We start from the raw sequence: 14,601 nt of genomic DNA on the forward strand, positions 1-14,601 counted from the left end.
CAAGATTTTTTGCGTCCGCCCCTGCCGTGACGGACTCTGGATTTTTACTTGCCCGACTTGATCTTGGTCCAGCTACGGGTCATCAAACGTTGCACCTTGGGAGGTAGCTCCGAGTTGACGTACAACTTGTCCAGCACTTCTTGCGGTGGGTAAACCGCTGCGTCGGTTCGCACGCTCTGGTCCATCAGATCGCCAGCCTTGGGGTTCGGGTTGGCATAACCGACGTAATCGCTGACCTGGGCAATCACCTCAGGCTGCAGCAAATAGTTGATGAAAGCGTGGGCCTCTTTGACATTCTTGGAATCCTTGGGGATCGCCAGCATGTCGAACCAGAGGTTGCCGCCTTCCTTGGGAATCACATAGGCCACTTTGACCCCCTTGCCGGCTTCTTCGGCGCGGGACTTGGCCTGGAATATATCGCCGGAGAATCCTGCGGCCACGCAGATGTCACCGTTGGCCAGGTCCGAGATGTACTTGGAGGAGTGGAAGTAGGTCACGTAAGGACGCACGGCCAGCAGCTTCTTCTCGGCATCGGCGTAGTCCTTGGGGTTGGTGCTGTTGGGATCACGTCCCATGTAGTTCAGCACCGCCGGAAGCATCTCGTCAGCCGAGTCGAGGAAAGCAACGCCGCACTTGGAGAGCTTCTTGATGTTTTCCGGCTCGAACAGCATGGCCCAGGAATCGATCTTGTCGGTACCCAGCGCGGCCTTGACCTTCTCGACGTTGTAGCCGATGCCATTGGTGCCCCACAGGTAGGGGACCGCGTACTGGTTGCCCGGATCGTTCTTCTCCAGGCGCTTCATCAGCGCCGGGTCGAGATTCGAATAGTTCGGCAGCAGCGACTTGTCGAGCTTCTGGAAAGCGCCCGCCTTGATCTGCTTGCCGAGGAAATGGTTGGACGGCACTACTACGTCATAGCCGGTACGACCGGCCAGCAGCTTGCCTTCCAGGGTTTCATTGGAGTCGAAGACATCCTGCACCGGTTTGATCCCGGTGGCTTTTTCAAAATCCGCGAGTGTCGTCTGGCCGATGTAGTCCGACCAGTTGTAAATGTGCACCGTGGGCGCCGCTTGGACGCTGATCGCCAGCGTCAGACCCGCTCCAGCCAGGATGGCCTTGCGAAAAATGGAAATAGACAAGTGGGAGGTCCTCTACAAAAGTGCCCGAGTCAAACGGCAGAAATCCCTGCCGGACAAGCAAACCGGCGCGCAACTTACCTTCGATACACGCATGTCGCAAAAACTATTTGCCACTTTTCGTGATCCTGGGCGTGATTTGCACCACACCCAGGGTCAATCGGGCTTATTTGCCCGACTTGATCTTGGTCCAGCTACGAGTGATCTCGCGTTGAGCTTTCGCACCTGGGTCAGCAATGGCGTACAGCTGCTTCTTCACATCAGCCGGCGGATAGATGCTCGGATCGCCCGAGATATCCTTGTCCACCAGCGGAGTAGCCGCCTTGTTGCCGTTCGGGAAACGTACGGCGTTGGTGATACCGGCCATGACTTCCGGCTGCATCAGGAAGTCCATGAACTTGTAGGCGGCGTCGACATTGACGGCATCTTTAGGGATGGCGACCATGTCGTAGAAGGTACCGGCGCCTTCTTTCGGAATGATGTAGTCCAGCTTGACCTTGTCACCGGCCTCGTGAGCACGGGCCTTGGACTGCTCCAGGTCACCCGAGTAACCCACGGCTACGCAGATGTTGCCGTTGGCCAGGTCGGAGATGTACTTGGAGGAGTGGAAGTAGCCGATCGACGGACGGATCTTCATGAACAGATCTTCGGCTGCCTTCAGGTCAGCTTTGTCTGTGCTGTTGGTCGGCTTGCCCAGGTAATGCAGGGCCGCCGGGATCATCTCGGTCGGGGCATCGAGGAAGCTTACGCCGCAGCTCTTGAGCTTTTCGATGTTCTCGGGCTTGAACACCACGTCCCAGGAATCGATCTTGTCGACGCCCAGCACTGCCTTGACCTTCTCCGGGTTGTAGCCGATACCGATGGAGCCCCACATGTAGGGGAACGCATATTTGTTACCCGGGTCGCTGGCGTCGCCAACGGCCTTGAGCAGGTCTTCGTCGAGGTTCTTCCAGTTCGGCAGCTTGGAACGATCCAGCTCTTGGTAGACGCCCGCCTTGATCTGTTTGGCCAGGAAGTTGTTCGACGGTACGACGATGTCGTAACCGGACTTGCCTGCCAGCAACTTGGCTTCGAGCGTTTCGTTGCTGTCGAAGACGTCGTAGACGACCTTGATGCCGGTTTGCTTCTCGAAGTTGGCGACGGTGTCTGGTGCGATGTAATCGGACCAGTTATAGACGTGCAGCACTTTGTCATCCGCCTGAACAGCACTGGCCATGGCGCCCATAAGGGACATAGCCAACAACGTCTTGCCCAATTTCTTCATGCGTAATGCTCCAGAATTTTTTATTTAGCCATCTGTTCAGTGGCCGGCTCTTTACGGCGCAAGCACAGGGCGACTGAAACAGTCGCTAGTCTGGCAAGTTCCAAGGCGCACTTTCAACCAAAGTGCGCCTCGAAACACGATGATGCCATTACGCTAGCCTAGCACTTGCTTATTTCAGTGCCTCAAGCGTCAAGTCCAGGCATTTGCGCGCCTTTTCCACCAGCTCGTCGATCTCTTCACGGCTGATGACCAGCGGTGGTGCGATGATCATGGTGTCGCCTACCGCGCGCATGATCAGACCGTTGTCGAAGCAGTGCTGGCGGCAAATCATGCCGGCGCCCTGACCTTCGTAACGGGCGCGGGTTGCCTTGTCCTTGACCAGCTCGATTGCACCGAGCATGCCCAGGCCACGCACTTCGCCCACCAACGGGTGATCGTTGAGCTCGCGCAAACGCTTTTGCAAGTACGGTGCCGTTTCTTCCTTGACCCGCTCGATAATTTTCTCGTCGCGCAGGATTCGCAGGTTTTCCAGGCCCACGGCAGCGGCAACCGGGTGACCGGAGTAGGTGAAGCCGTGGTTGAAATCGCCACCTTCGCTGACCACTTTGGCGACTTCGTCACGTACGATCACACCACCCATGGGGATGTAACCGGAGGTCAGGCCCTTGGCGATGGTCATCAGGTCAGGCTTGAGGTCGTAGTAGTCGGAGCCGAACCACTCACCGGTACGCCCGAAGCCACAGATCACTTCGTCGGCAATGAACAGAATCTCGTACTTGGCGAGGATCTCCTTGATCTTCGGCCAGTAGGTTTCCGGCGGAATGATCACGCCGCCTGCGCCCTGGATCGGCTCGGCGATAAAGGCGGCGACATTGTCTTCGCCGACTTCGAGGATTTTCTTTTCCAGTTGCTCGGCTGCCCACACCCCGAACTCATCCGGGGTCATGTCGCCGCCTTCACCGAACCAGTACGGCTGCGGGATATGCACGATGCCCGGTAGCGTGCCGCTCTGCGCATGCATACCGCTCATGCCACCCAGCGCGGCACCGGCCACGGTGGAACCGTGATAACCGTTGATGCGGCCGATGATCACCTGCTTCTGCGGTTTGCCCTTGACCGCCCAGTAGTGGCGGACCATGCGCAGGTTGGTGTCGTTACCTTCAGAACCGGAGCCGGTGAAGAACACATGGGTCATGCCTTTCGGCGCCACGGCAGAGACCGCCTTGGCCAGTTCCAGCGCCGGAGGGTGCGCGGTCTGGAAAAACAGGTTGTAGTACGGCAGCTCGCGCATTTGCCGGGCCGCCACTTCAACCAGTTCTTCGCGACCGTAGCCGACCGCCACACACCACAGACCAGCCATGCCATCGAGGATCTTGTTGCCCTCGCTGTCCCACAAGTGCACGCCCTCGGCCTTGGTGATGATCCGTGGGCCCTTCTCTTTCAGCTGTTTATAGTCAGTGAAAGGCGCCAGGTGATGATCACGGCTCAGGTCTTGCCACTCGCGGGTTTGCGGGTTGTTGACACTCATGTGCTTCTCCGTTTTCTGACGGCCGCGGTCCTGCGGCTCCGGGTTGATCAGACCGCAAACAGCAGGAACTCACGTTCCCAGGAGCTGATTACGCGTTTGAAGTTTTCATGCTCGGCGCGTTTGGTTGCGACGTAGCCGGCAATGAATTTCTTGCCCAGGTACGGCTCCAGGGCCTTGCAGTTTTCCATGCGTTCCAAGGCATCTTCGATGGTCAACGGCAGGCGCAGGTTGCGTCGCTCGTAGCCACGACCCTGCACCGGAGCGCTTGGCTTGATGCCTTCGACCATGCCGATATAGCCGCACAGCAAACTGGCGGCGATCGCCAGGTAGGGGTTGGCATCGGCGCCGGGCAGACGGTTTTCGACGCGACGGTTCTGCGGGCCGGCATCCGGTACGCGCAGGCCGACGGTACGGTTTTCTTCGCCCCACTCGACGTTCACCGGCGCCGAGGTGTCGGGCAGGAAGCGGCGGAACGAGTTGACGTTCGGCGCGAACAGCGGCAGCACCACGGGAATGAACTTCTGCAGGCCACCGACGTGGTTGAGGAACAGTTCGCTCATGCGTCCATCTTCATCAGAGAAGATGTTCTTGCCGGTATGCACGTCGATGATGCTCTGGTGCAGGTGCATGGCACTGCCCGGCTCGCCGGTCATCGGTTTGGCCATGAAAGTGGCGGCAACGTTGTGCTTGAGCGCCGCTTCACGCATGGTCCGCTTGAACACCAGGATCTGGTCGGCCAGGGCCAGGGCGTTACCGTGACGGAAGTTGATTTCCATCTGCGCGGTGCCGTCTTCGTGGATCAGCGTGTCCAGGTCGAGGTTCTGCAGTTCGCACCAGTCGTAGACGTCCTCGAACAGCGGGTCGAATTCGTTGGCAGCTTCAATGGAGAACGACTGGCGGCCGGTTTCCGGACGGCCGGAGCGACCGATCGGCGGCTGCAGCGGGAAGTCCGGGTCTTCGCAGCGTTTGGTCAGGTAGAACTCCATTTCCGGCGCCACGATCGGCTGCCAGCCCTTGTCGGCATAGAGTTTCAATACCTTCTTGAGCACGTTGCGCGGCGACAGCTCAACCGGATTGCCCTGTTTGTCATAGGTATCGTGGATCACCTGAGCGGTTGGCTCGATGGCCCACGGCACGAGAAACACCGCGTTCTCGTCAGGCCGGCAGATCATGTCGATGTCCGCCGGGTCCAGCAATTCGTAATAGATGTCGTCGTCGACGTAGTCGCCGGTAACGGTTTGCAGCAGGACACTCTCGGGCAAGCGCATGCCTTTTTCGGCGATGAACTTGTTGGTTGGAGAAATCTTGCCACGGGTGATACCGGTGAGGTCGCTGATCAAGCACTCCACTTCGGTGATCTTGTGTTCTTTCAACCAATCGGTGAGCTGGTCGAGGTTGTTACTCATAAATACCTCAGGAGGTAAATGTCTGGACAGTCGTCAGGACACCCGGAGTGGGCCGTCCCAGACATTCTGTATGCCGCGCGGGGGTAAAGCAAAAGCCGCGCAGGGGCATGCCGCGACGAGAGCCGCTATAGTGAAGGCAGAGAGTATTCGAAGGTGCGGCGACAATGGGCAGACGGCCCGAGCCGTCAATTATTTCAGCCGGGGTACTGAGGCGTGACGCGCAGCGATAGACGCTCGCGTAAAATGCGTGCAGACCGATCTGCGGGCGGCAGGCGGTGAGGCCGGTTGTCGGCTGGCGTGACATGTAACCCCCGGTATTATTGATGTTATGGGTTGCCACCGAGCTTAGCCTTGTTCATTTTTTTACACAACACCCCCGTAAAAAATAGAACACGGCCCCCGGAATAATCGCGCTTCTCGTACGAAAGCAGCGGTTGTTCCCGCCCCCAATTGCAGCAAAAATGCCGCTCGAGGGCCATTTTAGGGCATCATGGGGTTGGCTTGACTTCAGTAGGGCTTTCCGATTGACTGGAGCTGCAAGCCCCCATTGATTGATATTTTTAACAACAAAGGTGTTGCATCATGTCGGTACCCCCGCGTGCCGTTCAGCTTAACGAAGCGAACGCGTTCCTTAAGGAACATCCTGAGGTTCTCTACGTTGACCTTCTGATTGCAGATATGAATGGTGTGGTGCGTGGCAAGCGCATCGAGCGCACCAGCCTCCACAAGGTTTACGAGAAAGGCATCAACCTGCCGGCCTCCCTCTTCGCATTGGATATCAACGGTTCGACGGTCGAAAGCACCGGTCTGGGCCTGGACATCGGCGATGCCGACCGCATCTGCTATCCAATCCCCGACACACTTTCCAACGAGCCTTGGCAGAAGCGCCCTACCGCGCAACTGCTGATGACCATGCACGAGCTCGAAGGCGAGCCGTTCTTTGCCGACCCGCGAGAAGTCCTGCGCCAGGTGGTCAGCAAGTTCGATGAGATGGGCCTGACCATCTGCGCCGCGTTTGAACTTGAGTTCTACCTGATCGACCAGGAGAACGTGAACGGCCGTCCACAACCGCCGCGCTCGCCGATTTCCGGCAAACGTCCGATGTCGACCCAGGTCTACCTGATCGATGACCTCGACGAATACGTCGACTGCCTGCAGGACATCCTCGAAGGCGCCAAGGAGCAGGGCATCCCTGCCGACGCCATCGTCAAGGAAAGCGCCCCGGCGCAGTTCGAAGTCAACCTGCACCACGTTGCCGACCCGATGAAGGCCTGCGACTACGCGGTACTGCTCAAGCGCCTGATCAAGAACATCGCCTACGACCATGAGATGGACACCACCTTCATGGCCAAGCCCTATCCAGGTCAGGCGGGTAATGGTCTGCATGTCCATATCTCGGTGCTGGACAAAGATGGCAAGAACATCTTCACCAGCGAGGATCCCGAGCAGAACGCCGCACTGCGTCACGCGATCGGCGGTGTGCTCGAGACCCTACCGGCGTCGATGGCGTTCCTCTGCCCGAACGTCAACTCGTACCGCCGCTTTGGTGCCCAGTTCTACGTGCCAAACTCGCCAAGCTGGGGCCTGGACAACCGTACCGTGGCCCTGCGTGTACCGACCGGTTCACCAGACGCCGTGCGCATCGAACACCGCGTAGCCGGTGCCGATGCCAACCCGTACCTGCTGATGGCTGCCGTACTGGCCGGTGTTCACCATGGCTTGACCAACAAGGTCGAACCGGGCGCACCGACCGAAGGCAACTCCTACGAGCAGAACGAGCAGAGCCTGCCGAACAACCTGCGTGATGCCCTGCGCGAGCTGGACGACAGCGAGATCCTGGCCAAGTACATCGATCCGAAATACATCGATATCTTCGTGGCCTGTAAAGAGAGTGAGCTGGAGGAGTTCGAACACTCCATCTCCGACCTCGAGTACAACTGGTATCTGCATACCGTTTGATGGCCTTATCGCGGGGTAAGCCCGCTCCCACCTGTGGGAGCGGGCTTGCCCCGCGATGCTTTACAAAGCCTTCTCGAAAATCTTCGAATTGCGCTGGTAGTTGTACAGCGAAGCCCGCGCCGCCGGTAGCCGCTCGACCCCGCTCGGCACAAAGCCCCGCTCCCTGAACCAGTGCGCAGTCCGCGTCGTCAGCACAAACAGGGTATTGAGCCCCATCTCCCGCGCCCGCGTCTCGATACGTTCCAGCAGCTCGTCACCACGACCGCCATGGCGATACTCCGGATTCACGGCCAGACACGCCAGCTCCCCGGCCTCGGAATCTGCAATCGGATAAAGCGCCGCACAGGCGATGATCATGCCTTCGCGCTCGACCACACTGAACTGCTCGATCTCGCGTTCCAGCACTTCACGCGAACGACGCACGAGGATGCCCTGCTCTTCCAGCGGGCTGATCAGATCAAGCAAGCCGCCGACATCTTCGATCGCCGCCTCGCGCACCTTCTCGAACTGCTCCTGGGCCACCAGGGTACCGCCGCCATCACGGGTAAACAGCTCAGTGAGCAAAGCGCCGTCTTCGGCATAGCTGACGATATGACTGCGTGCCACGCCACCACGGCAGGCCTCAGCGGCGGCATCGAGCAACTCACCCTGATAATCACTGCCCAGGCGCTGCAAATGCGCCGGAACCTGCTGCGGACGCAGTTCGCGTACCAGCCGCCCTTGTTCGTCGAGCAGTCCGCGCTCGGCGCCGAACAACAGCAATTTGTCGGCGCCCAGCTCAATGGCGGCACGGGTAGCCACGTCTTCGCAGGCCAGGTTGAAGATTTCCCCGGTCGGCGAGTAGCCCAGTGGCGACAGCAGCACGATGGAGCGCTCATCGAGCAGGCGGTTGATACCTTTGCAATCGACCCGGCGTACTTCACCGGTGTGGTGATAATCCACGCCTTCAAGCACGCCAATCGGCCGCGCAGTTACTAGGTTGCCCGCGGCGATGCGCAAGCGCGAACCCTGCATCGGTGAAGCCGCCATGTCCATCGACAGACGCGCCTCGATGGCAATGCGCAGGTGGCCGACCGCGTCGATCACGCAATCCAGGGTGGCCGCATCGGTAATCCGCATGCCGCGATGGTAGTGCGGCGTCAGGCCACGATCGGCCAGGCGGGTTTCGATTTGCGGACGCGAACCGTGCACCAGCACCAGGCGAACCCCGAGGCTGTGCAGCAGGACCAGGTCGTGGACAATATTGCCGAAGTTGGGGTGTTCGACACCGTCACCGGGCAGCATGACCACAAAGGTGCAGTCCCGGTGGGCATTGATGTAAGGCGAAGCATGACGCAGCCAGTTGACGTAATCGGGCATAACCACAGAGCCTGTAGAAAAAGGGACAAGAACGGGAAAGCACACAGCGCTCGAAGGGTTATCGTCGGAACAGGCTAGGCGTCACGCGCAATCTCCTTTGGGAATACGGCTGAACTCAGCGGGCAATTACCGGGCTCAGGCAATAATGTTCGATCAACTCACGCAATAGACGCACGGTAGGCTGTAAGCGTGACATTTCAAGGTACTCACCCGGCTGGTGGGCGCAGGCGATGTCACCCGGGCCCAGCACCAGAGTTTCACAGCCCAGGCGCTGAAGATAAGGCGCTTCGGTGCCAAAGGCTACCGCTTCGGCGCGATGCCCGGTAAGACGTTCGGCTACCCGTACCAGCTCCGCATCGGCGGCCTGCTCAAAGGGCGGCACTTCGGGGAACAACGGGGCATAGTCGATTTTCACCTGGTGCTGCTCGGCCAACGGTGCCAGTTTCTGCCGGATGGCCGCACGCAACGCCTCTGGGTCCATGCCCGGCAAAGGCCGCAAGTCGAACTCCAGGGCACACTGGCCACAGATCCGGTTGGGATTGTCACCGCCATGAATGCAACCGAAGTTCAGGGTTGGCTGCGGCACGCTGAACTGGGCGTTGTTGAACTCTTTCTGCCACTGCTGGCGCAAGTTCATCAACTCACCCATGACCTGATGCATGGCCTCCAATGCACTGTGGCCCAGGCGCGGATCCGACGAATGGCCGCTGCGCCCGAGGATATCGATGCGCTCCATCATCACCCCTTTGTGTAGGCGAATCGGCTTGAGCCCGGTCGGCTCGCCAATCACTGCCGCGCGGCCCAGAGGACGACCGGCTGCGGCCAGGGCGCGAGCACCCGACATGGAGCTTTCTTCATCGCAGGTGGCGAGAATCAGCAGCGGCTGCTTGAAATCATTGGTCAGCAATGGCTGCACGGCCTCGATAATCAGGGCGAAGAAGCCTTTCATGTCGCAGCTGCCAAGACCGACCCAACGGCCGTCGACTTCAGTCAGCTTTAACGGATCGGTCTGCCACAACTCAGGATCATAGGGCACCGTGTCACTGTGCCCGGCCAACACCAGCCCGCCCGGGCCGCTGCCATAACTGGCGAGCAGGTTGAACTTGCCCGGCATCACCTGCTGGATGTCGCAGGCAAAGCCCAGGTCGCCCAACCAGCCGGCCAGCAGGTCGATCACCGCGCGGTTGGACTGGTCCAGCGCAGGTTGGGTGCAACTGACCGAAGGCGTGGCAATCAGTGCGGCGAACTGGTCTTTGAGCGATGGCAGTGGCATGCGCGTTCTCCTTGAGGCGAATCCCATCATAGGGCCTTCGGGCACCTGGAATAAACCGTCAGCGGCCGAGTCCTGTACACTGCACGGCCAAGACGCTCCCTGTCATCCGAGCCTGGATTACTCAGCAATGCACAAAGAAACCGAAATCAAACTGCGGGTCAGCCGCGAGACCCTCGCCGCCCTGCGCGAACACCCATTGCTGAAGAAGCGTAACAAGTCTGGCTGGCAGCAGCGCGAGCTGCTGAATCAGTACTTCGACACCCCTGAGCGTGACCTGGCCGCCGCCAAGGTCGCGCTGCGCCTGCGCCGCGACGGCGACGTGGTCATCCAGACCCTCAAGACCCGTGGCCAGAGCGTCGCCGGTCTGTCGCAGCGCAATGAACACGAGTGGCAACTGCCCAAGGCCAAGCTGGACCTGAAGAAGCTCGACGACGAATGCTGGCCGGCAGAACTCGCCGAAGTCGACAAAAAGTCCATCAAAGCGCTGTTCACCACCGATTTCACCCGTGAATACGCGGAAATCGCCTGGGGCCGTGGCAAGGCCAAAGTGGTCATCGAAGCCGCTCTGGACCTGGGCACCGTGGTTGCGGGCAAGCAGAAAGAAGAAATCTGCGAGCTGGAGCTGGAACTGCGCGAAGGTGAGCCAGAAGCTTTGTTGGAACTGGCTGCCGAGCTGTCCGCCGCCCTGCCGCTGTTCCCATGCGACATCAGCAAGGCTGAACGCGGCTACCGCCTGCTCGACCCGGCCAGCTACGCGCTGAGCCTGCCGGCTGCCGAACTGAGCGCCGAGATGCCGCTGGACGACGCCTTCGCCGCCCTCGCCTGGCAACTGCTTGGCGCCAGCCAGCGCCTGGCCGAACAGTACCGCTTCAATGGCCACTGGCGCCTGCTGCAGGACTGGGTTCAGGCCCTGGCCGAACTGCGCGCCCTGGCCAGCAGCCTGGGTCAGGCCGCACCGCGTACCACCACTGCCGCCCTGCGCAGCAGCCTCGATGCCCTGCTGGAAGACTGGCGCCCGCTGGTACTGGCCGGCAACGACGACGAAGACGTGCGCCGTGCCGCACCCGAGCAGTTCGCCGAAGAGCTGCTGGACACCCGCTGGGGTCAGTTCTCCCTGGAAACCTCGCGCTGGCTGCTGGCCCGTGGCTGGACCGTCGAGCGCAACAAGCGCGGCGACCGTCAGGGTGCCGCACAACTGGCCAACTGGCTGAACGTGTTGCTGGCTGACGAAGCCAAGGCCCTGAACCTGCCGCTGTACCATCGCCAACCGGAAGACCTGGCCGAACAGCTGCCGCGTATCGAGCGTCTGCTGGCCTGGCTGCACCATGCCCGTCAGGTGCTGGAGAGCCCGGACCTGGACCGCCTGTTCGGTGAACTGAACAAGCTGCACGAGCTGGCCAACCAGTCGATCAGCGACGAAGTGGAAGCCGACGTCCGCACCCAGGTCCTGGAAGCCCGTGCCGACCAGGCCATGGCCGTGTTCCAGAGCCGTGGCTGGAAGCACCTGCTGCGCAAGTAAGGTTCAGCGCAACACCGGTAGACTCGTCGTGGACTTGATTTCAGACAAGGCCACGATCGAGTTGACCTCCTGGATCCCCGGCACCATCGACAGCTTCTCGAAGAAGAACCGTTCGTAGGCTTCGATGTCCGGGGTGACAATACGCAGCAGAAAATCCACTGCGCCCATCAGCACATAACACTCCAGCACTTCCGGGAAGCCGCGGATTGCCTCGGTGAATTCGGTGAAGTTGGAGCGTCCGTGGGCGTTGAGTTTGACCTCGGCGAAAATCTGCGTGTTCAGGCCGATTTTCTTGCGGTCGAGCAAGGTCACCTGACCGCGAATCACCCCCTCCTCCTTCAAACGCTGAATCCGTCGCCAGCAGGGTGACTGAGAAAGCCCCACGCGCTCGGCAATCTGCGCACTGGAAAGCGAAGCGTCCTCCTGTAACAGGGCCAGGATGCGGCGATCATAGGCGTCCAATTCGCTGTGCATAAACTTCCCCAGATTGAGCATTTGTGCGAATTGAACAAGTCGAACATTCGCCATTTCCTCAAATCATAGAGAAAAAATACCCCGCCGCGCATGTGAAAATTTCTCGCACTTAACCGGAGAATCCCATGAGCGCACTCGAACGCTTCGACAGCCCTCTCACCCCGATGCGCGACGATGTCTGGGCCAGCGGCAGCGCGCACAGCTGCGTGCACTACCAATTACAGGTCGAAGCCGAACCGGACAGCCTGTGCCGTATCTTGAATCTGTTCGCCCTGCAGTTCCTCACCCCGCACAAGGTGCAGATGTGCCAACAAGGCGATCTGCTCAACGTCGACATCGAGATTGCTGGCTTGAGCTGGCACCGAGCCGAGCTCATTGCGCAAAAAATGCGCAATCTGATCTGTGTCGACGAGGTCCGCCTGCAATGTACCCAGCGTCCGGACTGAATGTGGCAATGCCTGGAAACGCATCTCGGCCTTGCTATTTCTCCCAGTCAACTACGCTTGTGATTGCCACCCCTTCAGGCACAAAGGCAAGGACGCCAAATGACTGACAGCGAGGATCGCAGGCTGAGCCTGGACGGCCTGCTGAGCGACCTGTTCGAAGCGCAACTCATCGATCCCGACACGGTTCAGGCGCTGCGAACCCAACGCGTGACCAGCGATATACACCCTCTCGAATACATCGCCCGCCAGGCCCTGCCTGACCCACGCCGACCCGGTCAGCGTCTGGATCTTGAAACCCTGTGTCAGTGGCTGGCCCAACGGGCCGCCGTGCCATACCTGTATATTGATCCGCTGCAACTCGACCTCGCCGCAACCAGCGGCCTGATGTCTGCAGCCTTCGCCCAGCGTCACGGCATACTGGCCGTTGCGACCGACGCCCAGGGCATTACCGTGGCCAGTGCCGAGCCCTATGTCAGGTCCTGGGAAACGGATCTGGCCCAGGTACTGCGACGCCCGATCAAGCACGTGCTGGCGAGCCCCGTGCAGATTCGCCAGTTCAGCCAGGCGTTCTTTCAACTGGCCCGTTCGGTCAATGGCGCCGGCCGCCAACCCCTGTCGCCGCTCGCACCCGGCAATCTCGAACAACTGCTCGAATTGGGCGCGCGCGGTCAGCAACGCGAAGACGAAGATGCTCATATCGTCACCATCGCCGACTGGCTGCTGCAGTACGCGTTCGATCAGCGCGCCAGCGACATCCATCTGGAGCCGCGGCGCGACCAGGGTCATTTGCGCTTTCGCATCGACGGCTTGCTGCACCCGGTCTATCAGTTCCCGGCCGAGGTCACCCTGGCCGTCATCAGTCGCCTGAAAACCCTTGCCGGCATGAATGTCGCGGAAAAGCGGCGCCCCCAGGACGGTCGGATCAAAACCCGCCTGCCCGCTGGCAACGAAGTCGAGTTGCGCCTGTCGACCCTGCCCACCACCTTCGGTGAAAAGCTGGTGCTGCGCATCTTCGACCCGCTTTTGCTGCAACAGGATTTCCCCCAGCTTGGCCTGGAGGGCGACGACCTGCAGCGCTGGCAAGCGTTGATCGGACAACGCCACGGCCTGATCCTCGTGACAGGTCCCACCGGCTCGGGCAAGACCAGCACCCTGTATGCCACGCTCAAGTACCTGGCCACACCTCAGGTCAACCTGTGTACGGTCGAAGACCCGATCGAAATGGTCGAACCCGGGTTCAACCAGTTACAGGTCCATCCAGCGATAGACCTGGGTTTTGCCGAAGGTGCGCGCGCTCTGCTGCGCCAGGATCCGGACATCATCATGATCGGCGAGATCCGCAACCTTGAGACCGCCCAGGTGGCCTTCCAGGCCGCGCTGACCGGTCACCTGGTGCTTTCCACCCTGCACACCAACGACGCCTGCAGCGCCATCAGCCGCCTGCTGGAGCTGGGTATTGCACCGCACTTGATCAAGGCCGGCCTGATCGGGGTGATGGCCCAGCGCCTGGTACGCACGCTCTGCACTGCCTGCAAGGTCCCGTTGGCTGAAGGCGAAGGTGGCTATCAGGCCAAGGGATGCCATGAATGCCGACAAACGGGTTATCACGGCCGCACCGGCATTTACGAACTGCTAGGCATGAGCGAAAAACTGATCAAGCAGATTCGCAGCGATACCGACCTGGCAATACTGCGTCGACAAGCCCTCGACGAAGGCCTGCTCACCCTGCAACAAAGCGGTGCACAAAAAGTGGCATCGGGCCTGACTACGGCGGCTGAAATACTCCGGGTGGCGCCAGGGAACTAGATGCGGGGGAACCACTCCAAGCTGGCAGTTCACCTCAGTTGGAGTCACCCCTCGATGCGTCTCAAAATTGCAGTCGCGACCCTTGCCCTGCTCTCCCTGCCAATCGGTTCGGCCATGGCCGATACGTTCTGGCGCAATGTCATTTCCTCCGGCGCGACCACTGCTTCCTCTTATTTGACGTCCAAGGATCACAAGCTGGTGGTAGCAGCGCAGGATGATGCCGGCAGCTTTGTCGCCAGCGAAGGCGCCATTCGCGGGCCGTACCTGGAATCGGCCATTCAGAAAGTCCGGGCCGACAACCCGGGGCTTGAGGTCAGCGATATGGAATTGGCTCAGGCGATCCTGGCCAAGAATGCCGTAGCGCAGTAATTCATCGCGGGGGAAGGACCACTCCCCCCGGCCAACCCAGGGGGGGGGGGGCGTCCACCCAA

The 14,601-nt window shown here is 60.2% G+C and carries 12 protein-coding genes; 5 read left to right on the plus strand and 7 right to left on the minus strand.

The window, feature by feature from the left end; all coding sequences use genetic code 11:
• Positions 1 to 44 precede the first annotated feature (44 nt).
• From ACO6VD_RS07600 to ACO6VD_RS07615, 4 genes are all read right to left on the minus strand, one after another.
• A complete protein-coding gene (locus tag ACO6VD_RS07600) occupies positions 45 to 1,139 on the minus strand; it encodes a polyamine ABC transporter substrate-binding protein (protein WP_422418064.1) in 1,095 nt (364 codons plus the stop codon).
• A gap of 163 nt (positions 1,140 to 1,302) precedes the next feature.
• A complete protein-coding gene (locus tag ACO6VD_RS07605; RefSeq protein WP_422418066.1) occupies positions 1,303 to 2,400 on the minus strand; it encodes an extracellular solute-binding protein in 1,098 nt (365 codons plus the stop codon).
• A 169-nt stretch (positions 2,401 to 2,569) separates the two neighbouring features.
• Positions 2,570 to 3,928, minus strand: a complete 1,359-nt coding sequence (locus tag ACO6VD_RS07610) for an aspartate aminotransferase family protein (RefSeq protein WP_422418068.1) — start codon at positions 3,926 to 3,928, stop codon at positions 2,570 to 2,572.
• Positions 3,929 to 3,975: 47 nt separating this feature from the next.
• Positions 3,976 to 5,334, minus strand: a complete 1,359-nt coding sequence (locus ACO6VD_RS07615) for a glutamine synthetase family protein (protein ID WP_400171268.1) — start codon at positions 5,332 to 5,334, stop codon at positions 3,976 to 3,978.
• Positions 5,335 to 5,916: 582 nt separating this feature from the next.
• Here ACO6VD_RS07615 and ACO6VD_RS07620 point away from each other — a divergent pair.
• On the plus strand, positions 5,917 to 7,293 hold the full coding sequence (locus ACO6VD_RS07620; protein ID WP_045181598.1) for a glutamine synthetase family protein: 1,377 nt from the start codon (positions 5,917 to 5,919) through the stop codon (positions 7,291 to 7,293).
• 60 nt (positions 7,294 to 7,353) lie between these two features.
• On the opposite strand, the gene argA is transcribed toward ACO6VD_RS07620, so the two are convergent.
• Positions 7,354 to 8,652: an amino-acid N-acetyltransferase gene (gene argA, locus ACO6VD_RS07625; RefSeq protein WP_422418071.1), complete on the minus strand. Its 1,299-nt coding sequence runs from the start codon at positions 8,650 to 8,652 to the stop codon at positions 7,354 to 7,356.
• A gap of 115 nt (positions 8,653 to 8,767) precedes the next feature.
• A complete protein-coding gene (gene argE / locus ACO6VD_RS07630; RefSeq protein WP_422418074.1) occupies positions 8,768 to 9,925 on the minus strand; it encodes an acetylornithine deacetylase in 1,158 nt (385 codons plus the stop codon).
• A gap of 127 nt (positions 9,926 to 10,052) precedes the next feature.
• Between argE and ACO6VD_RS07635 the strand changes: the two genes are divergently transcribed.
• Entirely contained in the window at positions 10,053 to 11,444 is a 1,392-nt protein-coding gene (locus ACO6VD_RS07635) for an inorganic triphosphatase (RefSeq protein WP_422418076.1), read from the plus strand.
• Positions 11,445 to 11,447: 3 nt separating this feature from the next.
• On the opposite strand, the gene ACO6VD_RS07640 is transcribed toward ACO6VD_RS07635, so the two are convergent.
• Positions 11,448 to 11,918 carry an Lrp/AsnC family transcriptional regulator gene (locus ACO6VD_RS07640; RefSeq protein WP_403042039.1) on the minus strand — a complete coding sequence of 157 codons (471 nt, stop codon included), beginning with the start codon at positions 11,916 to 11,918 and terminating at the stop codon, positions 11,448 to 11,450.
• A 125-nt stretch (positions 11,919 to 12,043) separates the two neighbouring features.
• Between ACO6VD_RS07640 and ACO6VD_RS07645 the strand changes: the two genes are divergently transcribed.
• The 3 genes from ACO6VD_RS07645 to ACO6VD_RS07655 all read left to right on the plus strand — a co-directional run bounded on the left by ACO6VD_RS07645 (position 12,044) and on the right by ACO6VD_RS07655 (position 14,539).
• A complete protein-coding gene (locus tag ACO6VD_RS07645) occupies positions 12,044 to 12,364 on the plus strand; it encodes a hypothetical protein (RefSeq protein ID WP_422418078.1) in 321 nt (106 codons plus the stop codon).
• A 99-nt stretch (positions 12,365 to 12,463) separates the two neighbouring features.
• Positions 12,464 to 14,170, plus strand: coding sequence for a GspE/PulE family protein (locus tag ACO6VD_RS07650; protein ID WP_422418080.1), 1,707 nt, complete (start codon positions 12,464 to 12,466; stop codon positions 14,168 to 14,170).
• Positions 14,171 to 14,224: 54 nt separating this feature from the next.
• Positions 14,225 to 14,539: a DUF2388 domain-containing protein gene (locus ACO6VD_RS07655; protein WP_422418082.1), complete on the plus strand. Its 315-nt coding sequence runs from the start codon at positions 14,225 to 14,227 to the stop codon at positions 14,537 to 14,539.
• Positions 14,540 to 14,601 lie beyond the last annotated feature (62 nt).

The organism is Pseudomonas sp. GZD-222, assembly GCF_049310525.1.
Taxonomy (GTDB): domain Bacteria; phylum Pseudomonadota; class Gammaproteobacteria; order Pseudomonadales; family Pseudomonadaceae; genus Aquipseudomonas.

What these genes read in the sequence shown, in the direction of transcription:
- ACO6VD_RS07605 (WP_422418066.1), bottom strand. Translation starts at nt 2,400, where the DNA reads ATGAAGAAATTGGGCAAGACGTTGTTGGCTATGTCCCTTATGGGCGCC.
- ACO6VD_RS07610 (WP_422418068.1), bottom strand. Translation starts at nt 3,928, where the DNA reads ATGAGTGTCAACAACCCGCAAACCCGCGAGTGGCAAGACCTGAGCCGT.
- ACO6VD_RS07615 (WP_400171268.1), bottom strand. Translation starts at nt 5,334, where the DNA reads ATGAGTAACAACCTCGACCAGCTCACCGATTGGTTGAAAGAACACAAG.
- ACO6VD_RS07620 (WP_045181598.1), top strand. Translation starts at nt 5,917, where the DNA reads ATGTCGGTACCCCCGCGTGCCGTTCAGCTTAACGAAGCGAACGCGTTC.
- argA (WP_422418071.1), bottom strand. Translation starts at nt 8,652, where the DNA reads ATGCCCGATTACGTCAACTGGCTGCGTCATGCTTCGCCTTACATCAAT.
- argE (WP_422418074.1), bottom strand. Translation starts at nt 9,925, where the DNA reads ATGCCACTGCCATCGCTCAAAGACCAGTTCGCCGCACTGATTGCCACG.
- ACO6VD_RS07635 (WP_422418076.1), top strand. Translation starts at nt 10,053, where the DNA reads ATGCACAAAGAAACCGAAATCAAACTGCGGGTCAGCCGCGAGACCCTC.
- ACO6VD_RS07640 (WP_403042039.1), bottom strand. Translation starts at nt 11,918, where the DNA reads ATGCACAGCGAATTGGACGCCTATGATCGCCGCATCCTGGCCCTGTTA.
- ACO6VD_RS07645 (WP_422418078.1), top strand. Translation starts at nt 12,044, where the DNA reads ATGAGCGCACTCGAACGCTTCGACAGCCCTCTCACCCCGATGCGCGAC.
- ACO6VD_RS07650 (WP_422418080.1), top strand. Translation starts at nt 12,464, where the DNA reads ATGACTGACAGCGAGGATCGCAGGCTGAGCCTGGACGGCCTGCTGAGC.
- ACO6VD_RS07655 (WP_422418082.1), top strand. Translation starts at nt 14,225, where the DNA reads ATGCGTCTCAAAATTGCAGTCGCGACCCTTGCCCTGCTCTCCCTGCCA.